Source organism: Atribacteraceae bacterium, from assembly GCA_035477455.1.
Taxonomy (GTDB): Bacteria; Atribacterota; Atribacteria; order Atribacterales; family Atribacteraceae; genus DATIKP01.
Genome location: DATIKP010000003.1, coordinates 1 through 13,488, shown reverse-complemented (window position 1 = coordinate 13,488; position 13,488 = coordinate 1). Strand labels below are relative to the sequence as shown.

General features: G+C 49.5%; 11 protein-coding genes and 1 riboswitch. All 11 genes read left to right on the top strand.

Translation table 11 applies throughout. The annotated features are described in order from the left end of the window. The first annotated feature begins 748 nt into the window (after positions 1–748). The 11 genes from VLH40_00085 (at position 749) to VLH40_00035 (ending at position 13,338) form a co-directional block, all read left to right on the top strand. Complete coding sequence (locus VLH40_00085; protein ID HSV30409.1) at positions 749–2,263, top strand: FGGY family carbohydrate kinase; 1,515 nt, start codon at positions 749–751, stop codon at positions 2,261–2,263. A 40-nt stretch (positions 2,264–2,303) separates the two neighbouring features. Continuing rightward, a riboswitch (FMN riboswitch) is annotated at positions 2,304–2,445 on the top strand. Positions 2,446–2,522: 77 nt separating this feature from the next. Continuing rightward, entirely contained in the window at positions 2,523–3,107 is a 585-nt protein-coding gene (locus tag VLH40_00080; protein ID HSV30408.1) for an ECF transporter S component, read from the top strand. A 380-nt stretch (positions 3,108–3,487) separates the two neighbouring features. Further along, a complete protein-coding gene (locus VLH40_00075) occupies positions 3,488–4,495 on the top strand; it encodes an ABC transporter substrate-binding protein (GenBank protein HSV30407.1) in 1,008 nt (335 codons plus the stop codon). Between the two features lie 67 nt (positions 4,496–4,562). Beyond that, entirely contained in the window at positions 4,563–5,471 is a 909-nt protein-coding gene (locus VLH40_00070; protein ID HSV30406.1) for a hypothetical protein, read from the top strand. After that, positions 5,471–6,274: an ATP-binding cassette domain-containing protein gene (locus tag VLH40_00065; GenBank protein ID HSV30405.1), complete on the top strand. Its 804-nt coding sequence runs from the start codon at positions 5,471–5,473 to the stop codon at positions 6,272–6,274. Before VLH40_00070 ends, VLH40_00065 begins: the two co-directional genes overlap by 1 nt. A gap of 85 nt (positions 6,275–6,359) precedes the next feature. Further along, positions 6,360–7,679, top strand: coding sequence for a TrpB-like pyridoxal phosphate-dependent enzyme (locus tag VLH40_00060; GenBank protein HSV30404.1), 1,320 nt, complete (start codon positions 6,360–6,362; stop codon positions 7,677–7,679). Between the two features lie 160 nt (positions 7,680–7,839). Continuing rightward, positions 7,840–9,204 (top strand): B12-binding domain-containing radical SAM protein, encoded by a 1,365-nt coding sequence (locus tag VLH40_00055; GenBank protein ID HSV30403.1) that lies wholly within the window; start codon positions 7,840–7,842, stop codon positions 9,202–9,204. Between the two features lie 61 nt (positions 9,205–9,265). Next, entirely contained in the window at positions 9,266–9,901 is a 636-nt protein-coding gene (locus VLH40_00050; protein ID HSV30402.1) for an MBL fold metallo-hydrolase, read from the top strand. Positions 9,902–10,207: 306 nt separating this feature from the next. Continuing rightward, complete coding sequence (locus tag VLH40_00045; protein HSV30401.1) at positions 10,208–10,465, top strand: (2Fe-2S) ferredoxin domain-containing protein; 258 nt, start codon at positions 10,208–10,210, stop codon at positions 10,463–10,465. Between the two features lie 3 nt (positions 10,466–10,468). Further along, complete coding sequence (locus VLH40_00040) at positions 10,469–12,187, top strand: [Fe-Fe] hydrogenase large subunit C-terminal domain-containing protein (GenBank protein HSV30400.1); 1,719 nt, start codon at positions 10,469–10,471, stop codon at positions 12,185–12,187. After that, the gene (locus VLH40_00035) at positions 12,184–13,338 is read left to right on the top strand and encodes a SpoIIE family protein phosphatase (GenBank protein ID HSV30399.1); all 1,155 of its coding nucleotides are present in this window, start codon (positions 12,184–12,186) and stop codon (positions 13,336–13,338) included. Before VLH40_00040 ends, VLH40_00035 begins: the two co-directional genes overlap by 4 nt. Positions 13,339–13,488 lie beyond the last annotated feature (150 nt).

The window sequence follows — 13,488 nt, the reverse complement described above, 5'->3', positions numbered from 1 at the left end:
GGATGGGAGCGGCTCAGAAAATTCCACAATCCCGGGCTTACTAACGATCCCCGGATGAACATCCAAAGACCGATACCGGTAATGATTTGAAATGCTGCAACGGCCATTATGGCGAGTGCAACAAAACCCCGAATTCGAATTAAGGTTTTCGTCATAGCTTGTTACCCCCCCGATTGCCTTTCGTGCTGGCTGTTTTACCTACACAAGAATTCCTTTATCTTTTCATGGGCTTTGCCGAAATCGAAAAAGCCCGGTAGTTCTTGGTTGTCGCCGGTATAGCCATTTAGTTTAGTTGATGGAAACTAAAACCGCAGGTTCTATCAGACGCCATGTTTGTCCTCTCGTTAAAAAAATCTGGTTCGGCACTGGAGAAGATTAGAGCGAAAAACATTGATTCTATTCTATAGTACAACGGAAAGACAAAACGAACAACGCTTATTCCTGGATAGACACGAGCGATACCCAAGTGTTTGGTACACTGGATCCGTCGTTTCTTCTGTTATAATCAGAGGAGTTAACCAGTCGGTGTCCGACGGTATCGAGCATGAAAATTGAAGATAGGAGGAAGCAAGGAAGAGTTTTCACCCATAAGCTCTTAACCTTTCTACCCTTTGACTATGTATTTATAAAGGAGAAAGAAAAAGCAGGCTCTTAGGCGGCGGTCAAGTACCGAAACAAAGACCTCATTGGTCCTTCCCTAAACGGCTAAGCCGTTACAGCCTGTATTTAAAGAGGAGGAGGATTTCCTTTGAATATCTATTTTGTTGTACTGGACTGTGGAGCGACAAGCATTCGGGCAGTGACGATTGGAGAGAAGGGGGAGATTCTGCATATCTCTTCGTGTCCGAACGCTCCTCGTCCGCAGGAAGGTATCAGGGAAAATTTAATTTGGGATGTTGATGAGGTCTGGGACAAGTCGATTCGGGTCGTAAGGGATGTTGTATCCAAAACACCGGGTAAGGCAGTATCGTTGACCGTAACAGCATTCGGAGCCGATGGGGCTCCGGTGAAAAAGGACGGGTCACTCACTTATCCGGTCATCTCCTGGCAATGCAGTCGGACGGTTCCCTGGACAAATCGTTTGATCGGCAGTCTTTCAGCCCGGGAAATCTTCCGGATTACCGGGTACCAGATTATTCCTTTCAACACCCTATTCAAGCTACTTTGGCTACGTGAAAACGCTCCCCGCTCCCTGGAACAGGCGGACTGTTTCATGATGATGCCGGGAATCCTCAGCCACCGGTTCTGTGGGGAATTTTCGATCGACTGGACGTCCGCTTCGACGACCATGATGTTGGACATTCAGAATAAGACCTGGTCGAAAAGGATTCTTTCCCTTGCTGAACTCGATTCCTCGTTTTTCCCTCGAATGGTCCGGCCGGGTGAAGTGATTGGCACCTTGCTCGACAAAGTCGCCGGCGAGACCGGCCTCCCCGGAAAAATTCCGGTCATTTCCACCGGCCATGACACACAGTTCGCCCTTATGGGTTCTTTGGCTTCTCCCGATGAGGTGATCCTCAATTCGGGAACCTGGGAGATCGCCGCGCTTCGTGTTTCAGAATGTCGGGATTCTGATCGGGCATTTGAACTTGGCATTCTTACCGAAATTGATTCCGAAGAGGGACTATGGAATCCTCAAATGCTCATGATCGCCGGAGGGGTCGTGGAGTGGGTAAGACGGAACTTCTTTTGTGACATCAAGGATCATGGAGAAATATATCGGATGATGATCGAAGGGGCACAACAGGTTCCTCCCGGTTCCCGCGGTGTCGTGGCCATTCCTTCCTTTATGCCCTCAGGACCAAATAAACCGCAGCATACCCAGGGAACGCTACTCGGATTGGAATTGACTACAGAACGGGTTGAAATATTCCGGGCGGTTCTTGAAGGTCTTTGCTACCAGCTCAAGCAGGCGGTTCTGGCTTTTCGGGAAGTGTTTTCCTTCGTCCCGCAGGGAATTCGAGTGGTTGGGGGAGGCGCCAAAAATACCCTCTGGAACCAGATTCGGGCTGATGTATTGAATCTTCCGGTGTTGACGACTTCAGTCGAAGAAGCGACCGTTCTCGGGGCGACCCTGTTTTCCATGGTCGGTTCTGGTTTTACCCAGAATATCGATCAAGCCCGCGAAATGATCGTTATCGATACCCGAACCTTTGAGCCTTCGAACTTGACTCCGGTTTATCAGGGTTTTTTCGAAGAGTATGCAAAAATTCCCTTCTTCCTGGCTCCCCACTACCGGAATCGGGGAGAGTTCTCCGTTTGACAGAAATACTCCGGGGGCATATAATGAATTTTGAAAATACAGCTTTCTTCAGGGCAGGGTGAGGGAGTCCATCCCAATTCCCGACCGGCGGTATAAGCGCAAGCTACAGCCCGCGAACCCGTAAGGGTGGATCCGGTGTGAGTCCGGAGCCGACGGTAGAGTCCGGAAGGGAGAAGAAGTGTTGATAGCAGTCTCTTGAGCCCTGAAGCATAATGCTTCAGGGCTTTTTCGTTCCTGAATAGAACGGGAGGGATCATCCATGAAACACAAAACGATTGTTTATGCCGGAGCTTTTTCTGGCCTGTCCCTGGTGCTCAGCCTCTTGATTCACTTTCCCCTTGTTCCGCAAGCTCCTTTCCTTCTTTACGACCCGGGTGATGTACCAATTCTGTCTGTCACTTTCAAGTACGGACCGGCATTGGGAATATTCGTTACCACGGTGGTCTCGATTCTCTTTGGTGTGATCACCGGTCAGGGAGGTCCCTGGGGCATCTTGATGCATATCCTGGCTACTGGATCTTATATTCTGATAGCCGGTATGGTCTATCGGGCCCGACGCAGCTACCGGGGCGCCATTTTGTCCTTGATTCTGGCCACGTTGCTTATGACCGCCATTATGGTGGCGGCCAACCTGGTCGTTACTCCCCTTTATCTGGGTGTCCCCCGTTCAACCGTCGTTTCGATGCTTCTCCCGGCCATCATTCCTTTCAATCTCTTGAAGGGAGCGATCAATGGCATGATTACCTTACTTCTTTATAAAAAGATCATTGGCTTTTTGGAGGGCACCCGGCATCTTGGCACTGTCTTTCTGAAACAGGAATCAGAAAAGAATTCTGACGTCTGATCAATGGTCAAAAAGCCTTGCGATGCGCTTTACTTACAGGTGATTCTGTGTATAATATGAATATCTTTTTTTGGCCAAGACACGATAATTGATCAATGGAGTAAGCCGTTGAGGGGAGCAAGTAGTTTTAGCAGTGGGCCAGAGGGAGCCGGGGATTGCTGGGAACCCGGTGTCCATGCCGGAACGAATGGGTCCCGGAGGCGTGGATCTCAAAATAGGTTTTTTCTGCAAGTAAGATTCGCTGGTAATTCCCGATACGAAGGTGAGTGAGCGGTTATTGGTTTGATTAGGGTGGTACCACGAGTATCCCCTCGTCTCTGGGACGGGGGGATTTATTTAATTAGGTGAGAAAATTTAATAATCGGAAGGGGGTAAGTAACATGAATAGGATCTTGGTTGTTTTAATGCTTTGCCTTATCCTTGTTATGTTTACTGGGGTGGGGACTGCACAGGAGATGGTTCGCATCGGTATCATGCAAATTGTAGACCATCCGGCTCTCGACGCGGTTCGGGATGGGGTTATGGACGCTCTGGCCGAGGAATACGGATACGTTTCCGGTGAGACTATCGTTTTCGATTCCCAATCCGCCCAAGGCGACATTGCGACAGCTAACACGATCGCCCGAAAATTCATTTCCGATCGGGTGGACCTGATTGTCTCCATTGCGACGCCAACTTCCCAGGCGGCGGTCAATGCCACCACCGAAATCCCTATCGTCTTTTCCGCCGTGACCGCTCCGGTGAGAGCCGGACTGGTGAGAGAACTGGAAAACCCAGGCGGAAACGTAACCGGTGCCTCGGACCTGACCCCGGTTTACCGGCAAATCGAATTGATCAATTATCTCTTTCCTGAAGTGGAAACGATCGGTACAATCTATAACGCCGGCGAGGTCAATTCTGTTGTAACTAATGACATGGCTAAAGAAATTACCGGGCAATTGGAGTTGGAACTCGTTGAAGCTACCGTCACGACAACGGCCGATGTCGCCTTGGCCACCCAGTCTCTTGTTGGAAGAGTCGGTGCAGTGTATGTTTCCACTGACAACACCACGGTCAGTGCCCTGGACACGGTTGCCCGGATCACTAAAGAACAGAAGATTCCCCTTATATTGGCCGATCCGACTACCGTTGTGAGGGGAGCGCTTCTAGCTCTTGGGTTCGATTATTATCAGCTGGGACGGCAAACCGGCACTATCGTCGCCCGTATTTTGCAGGGAGAGGACCCGGGAAGCATACCTGTCGAATTTGCTCAAAGACTAGTTCTCTTAGTCAATCGCGGAACGATGGACGCATTGGAACTGAATCCGGATGTTTTCGAAGCCCGCCTGAAGTCCTTTGTGAACGAGATGGCAAAAAAGGGATACTCAATCGATTTACAGTTCATCTAAAGATTCTGATTCTCAATCAAGGAACTAACCAGGTGGGAGAACTCAACTCCCACCTGGTATAGAGAGGGTGCTGGGCATAGTCAATTTTCTTATCTACAGTATTCAGGAGGGTCTGCTATTTGCCATATTGGCTCTCGGAGTATTCGTTACCTTCCGGTGCCTGAGTTTTCCCGATTTGACTGTAGACGGCAGCTATCCTCTCGGTGCGGCGGTTTTCGGATTTATGGCCTACAGTGGTTTCGCCCCTTTGTATGGCATGTTTGTGGCGTTTGTCGCCGGTGCGATTGCTGGTCTTTTTACCGGTTTTCTGCACACGTTTTCTAAAATCCCGGCATTGTTATCAGGTATCCTCACCATGATCTGTCTGTATTCAATCAACCTGCGAATTATGGGACGTCCCAATATTTCCCTTTCGGAATTACTCGGCCACCGTACGGTGTTTACCATTATTCGCGATACCTGGCAGACTTTTCCGGAAATCTATCTTCACTTGATCTTTCTGATCGGGATCATAGTCCTACTCAAGATCGTTCTCGATCTCTTTCTTCACACCGAAATCGGCTTGGCCATTCGGGCAACCGGAGATAACGAAACCCTGGTGGAAGTTCAGGGCGTGAATCCTGACCAGATAAAACTGGTCGGTATCGCGGTCTCCAACGCCCTTGTTGCCCTTTCTGGAGCCCTGTTTGCCCAATTTCAGGGTTTTGTGGACATCAATATGGGGATCGGCATGGTGGTTGCCGGATTGGCATCGGTGATTATTGGCGAAGTCCTTTTGCGGGGAAAAACTATCTTTGTCATTACCATCCAGATTGTGCTCGGTGCGGTGATCTATCGGATGGCGACGGCCATTGCCCTCAACTGGGGCTATCATATCGGGTTCAAACCGTTTGACCTGAGGCTCTTCACAGGACTTTTAGTTATTATTATTCTCTCCTTTCCCACCTTGCGTGAAAAATTGAGGAGGATTCGGTAGTGCTGGATCTGAGGGGAATCAATAAGATATTTTTTCGTAACACTCCCGATGAGCGCTATGCTTTGAAAAATATCGATCTTTTGGTACCTGAACGGCAATTCATCACTATTGTAGGAAGCAATGGCGCCGGAAAAACAAGCCTTCTGAATATCATCAGCGGTGCCTTTCCACCGGATACCGGCCGGGTTCTGATTGACAACAACGACGTTACCGCACTTCCCGCTTACCGGCGGGCAGGATACTTGGGTAGGGTCTTTCAAAACACCTATCAAGGGACAGCTTTATCTCTCACCTTGGAGGAGAATTTTGCCATTGCTTTTCGAAAAGGAAAACCACGGGGGTTACGTATAGCCATCAATGAACAAATGAGAAAAAAATTTCGTGAAAAACTTGCCGAAGTCGGCCTTGGTTTGGAAAACCGCCTGCGAGACCGTGTTGGCCTCTTGTCAGGTGGCCAAAGACAAGCAGTAGCTCTTCTCATGGCTACTATCGGTGATCCCAAAATATTTTTACTGGATGAACATACCGCCAATCTCGATCCTAAAACCGCAGAAAAGATTCTTGATCTGACTGAAACCCTGATTCGTGACGACCAGCTTACCGCCATCATGATTACTCATAATCTACAACACTCGCTCAAACTGGGAGACCGGACCCTGATGATGGACGAAGGGGAGATAGTCCTCGATTTGACCGATGAGGTTCGGAAGCGTCTGAGCATTGCTGAACTCCTTGATCGCTTCAGTGAGACACGACATAAAAAGTTCGCCAATGATCGAGTCCTGCTCTCTTCGGATAATTGACTGGATATGCATCAAGGAACGGGGAATGCCGGACCGGACAAGGGATTCCTAGTTGGATCTTATCAAGTCTAAGCGCGGAGGTGGTATGATGGACAAAAATACCCGGATTTTTTTAGATGAGAAGAATATGCCAACTGTCTGGTACAATATTATTCCCGATCTTCCCCGTCCCATGGACCCACCGCTTCACCCTGGGACCAAGGAACCGGTTACTCCGGATGATCTGGCCCCGATATTTCCGCCGAGCCTCATCGAACAGGAAGTTAGCACCAGTCAATTCATTGATATACCAGGGGAAGTTTTGGATCTTTACCGATTGTGGCGGCCTACTCCTCTGGTAAGGGCCACGAGGCTGGAGAAGGCGTTGGGAACGCCGGCCCGTATTTACTACAAAAACGAAGGGGTCAGTCCGGCTGGGAGCCATAAACCAAACACCGCAGTTCCCCAGGCTTATTACAACAAAAAAGACGGAACCCGGCGCCTGACCACTGAGACCGGAGCCGGGCAATGGGGATCGGCCTTATCCATGGCCTGTTGCTTTTTCGGGATTGAGTGTACGGTGTACATGGTAAAGGTAAGCTATCAACAAAAACCCTACCGGAGGGTCATGATGCAAACTTGGGGAGGACAGGTCTTCCCCAGTCCCAGTGAACGAACAAAGGCCGGAAGGGACATTTTGGCTAAGACACCAGATTCTCTGGGAAGCTTGGGGATCGCGATCAGTGAAGCGATCGAAGATGCGGTTACCACGCCGCATTCCAAGTACAGCCTGGGAAGCGTCCTCAACCACGTTATGCTCCACCAGACTATTATTGGAGAAGAAGCCCGCCTCCAATTCGAGCAGGCCGGAGAGAAATTCCCCGATATCGTGATTGGATGCGTAGGCGGTGGCAGTAATTTCGCCGGTATTCTTTTTCCGTTCATGCGTGAGAAAATTACCGGAAAACGCCCATTCCGGGCCGTCGCAGTGGAACCGACCGCCTGTCCTTCACTCACCCGGGGATCGTATTCTTATGATTTCGGCGACGTTGCCCAAACGACCCCTCTTTTAAAAATGCATACCTTGGGGCACGATTTCATTCCACCCGGAATCCATGCCGGTGGTCTCCGTTACCACGGTATGTCACCCCTGGTCAGTTTGTTGACTGATGCTGGTCTAATCGAAGCCAAAGCCTACAAGCAAAACCAAATCTTCGAAGCGGCAATTCTTTTTGCCAATACCGAAGCAATGATCGTCGCTCCGGAAAGTGCCCATGCCATTCAAGGGGTGATCGAGGAAGCCCGGAAATGCAGGGAATCCGGAGAAGAGAAAGTCATTCTCTTCAATTTGAGCGGCCATGGTTATCTCGACCTGGGAGCCTACGATATGTACCTCAGCGAAGGACGGCTCAACAACAATCATTGACCCGATGCCTGGCCGTTGAGTGCTTAAGGCAGCTCACGCGGCCAGGCATCGGGTCAATGATTCAGATATCCCTTTCCACTTGACCTCCCTCACACATTTGCATTGTACTGCCGAAATCCTGTTCGGTGTTTGATGACCGCGCAACCGTTATAATAAGACCATGAAAAATATCCTTTTGATCAATCCCTGGATCTATGACTTTACCGCTTATGATCTATGGTCCAAACCATTGGGTCTACTTTATCTGGGTGCCCATCTTCGAAAACAGGGTTGCCGAATCTTTCTTCTCGACTGTCTGGACCGCCAAAGTGACCTAGCGAACCCCGGAATAAAGCGGGGTTCGCGGGTTCTTCGGGATTACGGATGCGGGAATTATCAAAAAACCCGACTACCCAAGCCTGATTTACTGAACATGATTCCCCGTTACTGGGGACGTTACGGGATCACCTTCGCTCAGGTCGTGAATCATCTGAAAAGCCTTCCGAAGCCGCAGGCGATCATGATCACCTGCGGAATGACCTACTGGTATCCGGGAGCAGTCGCTATGCAACGGATTACCTCGTTGCTTTGGCCCCGGGTTCCGATTTTCCTGGGCGGCGTTTTCGCTGCGCTTTGTCCTGACTTTGCCCGTCAATTCGGATTCTTTGAAGTGATTGAAACGAGCGATCCACTGCTGATGTGTGAAAGACTGGAAAGTCAGCTTGGCATAAACCTTAATGTTTCCGGCTATGAAGATTTTTTTTCTGTCCATCCAGCATTTGACCTTTATTCCGATCCCTATTATGCTGTTGTCACCACCTCGATCGGCTGTCCATTCCGTTGCTCGTATTGCGCTTCCGGTCGGTTGCTTCCCAACTTTTGGCAGAGAGACCCGATTGATGTTTACGAGGAAATCCGGGCGCTGGTTCAGGGCCGGGGAATCCAGGATATCGCGTTTTACGACGATGCTTTATTGTTCCATGCCGAGCGATGTTTTGTACCCTTGCTGGAGCAAGTTTTGTCAAAGGGCCTCAAATTCCGCCTTCATTTACCGAACTCCATCCACGCGCGCTACATCACACCAGAGATTGCCCGGTTGATGCGCGAGGCTGGAGTACGGACGATTAGGATCAGCTTGGAAGGGATCCAAGAACCGGTCTTGAAAAAATCACAGGAAAAAGTGGATTTGAACGTTTTTACCGATGCGGTGGACGCGCTTTTATACGCCGGATATGAAAGAAAAGAAATCGGTGTTTATCTTCTTTTTGGATTGCCAGGGATAATGGAGAACGAATACCGTTCAACTCTGGACACGGTCCTCCGTATGGGCCTTCATCCAAAATTGTCTCTTTATTCACCGATTCCCGGAACGGAAGACTGGCGGCACGTATCATGGCTTTCCGAAAAGAGTGATCCCCTTTATCAGAACAAAACCGTTACGTTGTACTTGGCTGGTCTTGATAGGTTATATGAAGAGCTTGTCCTCGTCCAATCGGGCAAGATAAAGCCGGAGGGAGCGCAGAGCTTGGTCAGGGGAATGGAATAGGCTGAAACGCGGTTATTTAGGACGGGGAGTGGTTGTAGGCTTTGACAAGGAGACGGTTATCGTGCGGCTACAATGGTTTGGACACTCTTTTTTTCAGTTCTCGGCAAACAGCGGCCAACATCTGGTGATCGACCCTTTCGACGCAACTGTCGGCTATCCTCTGCCTACGGTGAAAGCATCTGTCGTGCTGGTCAGTCACCAGCACTTCGATCATAACCACACATCCCTGGTCCAGGGTAAACCGGTTATCATCGATCAAATAGGAGTGTATTCGATTGGAGAATTTTCCATTGCAGGTTTTCCGAGCTATCATGACGCGAAACAGGGAAAGCAGCGGGGAAGTAACATTGTTTATCGTATTCAAGTCGACGGTTTGAGTCTACTGCATTGCGGAGACTTAGGGTTTCTGCCAAATAGTCAGATCATCGAACAAGGGAAACCGGTTGATCTGCTCCTGGTTCCCGTAGGAGAAATTTACACTCTTTCCCTCCGGGAGGCCGTGGCCTTGGTGGAAGTGCTCGCGCCCCGAGTGATTGTTCCCATGCATTATAAAACCAGGCATCTTGCTTTCGAATTGAACGAAGTCGACCCTTTCCTTTCTTGCTTTCCTTGCGTTAAACGATTGAATTCCAGCTCTTTTTTCCTAAATGCCGGTAATCTTCCGGATGTACCGGAAGTATGGGTACTTAGTATATAAAGGATAAACAGGAGCGGACATGCCGGCATTTTATCCTTTATTTTCTCTGGAGTTGCTTTTCTCTTGGTTCACGGACAGAGCTTCGCGGGTATGGTATACTACGGAGATTTTACAAGGGGAACCACGATTGGCTTACCGATGGATGCGAGGATCTGGAAAACACAGGAGTCAGAACACAAAAGGCCAGGGCAGGTATGATGCGAGGCGCAAGGGAAGAACCGAGATTGAAATTCCCATTGGAGCTTATCCGCATCAACGTGCCAACGAATGCCTGCATCTGCATTATGTTTACAAGGGAGACGATCGATGAAAACGGTATCCGTATGTGTGGGCAGCTCTTGTCACTTAAAAGGAGCCTATAACATCATCAGACTTTTTGAGGAAACGATTGAAGAGCAGAGACTGCGCGAGAAAATCGTCCTCAAAGGCACCTTCTGTTTGGGAAAATGCAGCGAAGAGGGTGTGACTGTCGATGTGGGGGGGAAAATGGTTACCGGTGTGACTCAGGACAACTTCCGGAACATTTTCAACGAATTTGTGAGGCAAAGTTCGCAGGAGGGTTAAAGCTTGGGTGTAATTACCACTGAAAAAACCAGTTGCCGGGATTGTTATAAGTGTATTAGACATTGCCCAGTGAAGGCGATTCGGTTGAATATGGGTCATGCTGAAATTGTCGATGAACGTTGTATAAAAGACGGTCAGTGTGCCCTCATTTGTCCTCAGGGAGCGAAAAAAATTCAGAATGATCGTCCCATTGTCCAGGAATATTTCGACCAGGGTGAATTCGTGGTGGCCAGCCTGGCTCCTTCTTTTGTCGCTTCGTTTCCGGCGGTACGCCCAGACCAGGTCGTTGCTGCCTTAAAAAAATTGGGCTTCAATGAGGTTCGTGAAACAGCGGAGGCGGCGGAGCAAGTGGCCATTGAGCATGCGGCGCTTCTCAGAGAAGGTCGGGAGAACATCATTGCCAGTTCCTGCCCGGCAGTGAACGCCCTAATTTATATCTATTATCCGCATTTGATACCCTATTTGGCTCCCGTGGTTTCACCAATGATCGGTCATGCCCGGATGATTCGGAAAGAATTTTCACCCCGTTCGATCCGGATTGTTTTCATTGGCCCCTGCCTGGCCAAGAAAGCGGAAAAGAATGAGCAAGAGGTTTTTGGTGAGGTGGATACTGTATTGACCTTTGAAGAAATTTACGAATGGTTCGAGGAAGCTGGTATCGAACCGGCTAAACTCTCCGGTGAGCCGGTCGAGGTCTCACGGACTCACTGGGCCCGGGCTTTTCCAGTCGAAGGAGGGCTGTTAAAAGCGACTGCAATGGAGACGGGAATTTTGTCCAAGGACATGCTGGCCCTGACCGGGATCGATCGCTGCCGGAGATTTCTCGATGGTTTTGAAAAGGAGCGGTCGGGATTCCGGATCATGGAAATGATGTCCTGTGAGGGAGGCTGTATCGATGGACCAATTATCGGATCAAAAATTTCCCTCTTTGAACGCCGGAGAAAGATTATTGAGTACGCCGAGCAAGAGAGCCGGTCATACTCCGAAAACGCGGATCGGGTTCTATTGCCCGATTTCAGGAGGGACTTTACCGTTCGGAACGTTCATTTTCCTCTGCCGAGTGAGGAGGAGTTGAAGCGGATTCTGACGCTGACCGGGAAATTCACGATCAAGGATGAATTGAATTGCGGGGCCTGCGGTTATGATGCCTGTCGGGAGAAAGCGGTGGCGGTTTACCAAGGCCTGGCCGAAGCGGAAATGTGCATACCCCATATGCGAGCCAGAGCTGAATCCTTTTCCAGCTTTCTCATTACGGTCACTCCCAATGGCATCATCCTGATCGATGAAAACCTCCGGATCGTGGACATGAATCCAGCCTTGCGGACCATGTTGTCTCTGCAAGGGAAAGTGGTGATCGGAAAGACTGTACAGGATCTTTTTGATCCGTCGCCTTTTGTCGGAGTTCTCAGGACCAAAAAGGCTTTGACCAAAGAGACTCACTATTCCCAATACCATAATTTGATCGTAAAGCTTTCCGTTTTTTATCTCGAAAAATCTCGGTTACTGATGGGTGTCTTTGTCGATTTGACCAGAGAGCGGGAACAGGAAAAAAGCATGGAGAACATCCGGGAAAAAACTCTTGCCAATGCCCAACAGGTGGTCACAAACCAGATGATGGTCGCCCAGGAAATTGCCGGACTTCTTGGAGAAACAACTGCGGAAACGAAGACCCTGTTAAGTAAGCTGGGTAAAATTATACGTGGTGAGACCGTCGAGGAATGAAAGACCTCTTTGTCGAAGTGGGCTATGCCCAGGCGGCGAAAAAAGGAGAGGAATTGTGTGGCGACAGTGTGGGCGTGGAAAAAGACGACCGATCGACCATCATCGCTTGGTCCGATGGGCTGGGAAGCGGCGTAAAAGCAAATATCCTGGCGACGCTCACGACCCGGATCATCGTATCCATGCTCAAACGCAGCGCTTCTCTGGAAGAAGTGGTGGCCACCCTGGCTGAGACGCTTCCGGTATGTAAGGTTCGTAAGATCGCGTACAGTACCTTTTCGGTGATTCAGATCTTTAAGGATGGGGAAGCCTATCTCGCCGAGTATGACAATCCGCCAGTTTTTTGGATTCGGAGTGGCCGGATCATGCATCTGGAAAAACGGCAAAGGAAGATCGGTAACCGGACCGTAACCGAATCCAATATCATGCTGCAAAAGAACGATTGGTTGGTTGGTCTTACCGATGGGGTCGTCCATGCCGGAATCGGTGGAGTGTGGAATCTCGGATGGCGCTGGGAAAAAATCGGTTCTTTTTTGGAGACGGCAATTAACGATCACATTGATGCCGAATTCCTATCCCGGAAGGTCATCGACACGACGCTGAGTCTTTATAAGGGTGTTCCCGGAGACGATACTACCTGTTTGGTGGCCAAGGTTCGCAATCCTTACCGGGTGGTAGTCTGGGCCGGTCCACCGGAAGATGGTAAACGTGATGAAGCTTTAGTGAACAAGTTTATCGCTTTTCCGGGTAAGAAAGCCGCCTGCGGTGGAACGACTGGGAATATCCTGGCCCGGAGTCTCGGAAAGAAGATCGAAGTTGATCTCAATTCTCTCCGTGAGGATATTCCGCCGGTGGGTATGATTGAAGGGATTGACCTGGTTACCGAAGGGATCCTCACCTTGGCCGGCGTGCTCAGACTCCTCAAGCAGGGAGTGACTATATCCGACGTGACCTACAAGAACGACGGGATCAGCCGATTACTCTCGTTACTTCTTGAGTCGGATGAGATTACTTTTTTCGCTGGCCGGGCGATCAATCCAGCACATCAGAATCCTAAGCTTTCCGGAGAACTCTCCCTGAAAAGCCGTATTCTGGAGGAAGTGGCGGAGGAATTGCGAAAACGGAATAAGTCAGTGCGCATGGAATACTTTTAAGGTGAAACAATAAACTATAATGGGGGTGTCATATACTTGAAAATTGCAAAAGATAGTATGATGTTAACTCGTCATTTCGAAAAAGTCAATGCGATTCTGGAGCAGTATAGACATGATCCTTCCCATCTCATCTCCATCCTCCAGGAAATA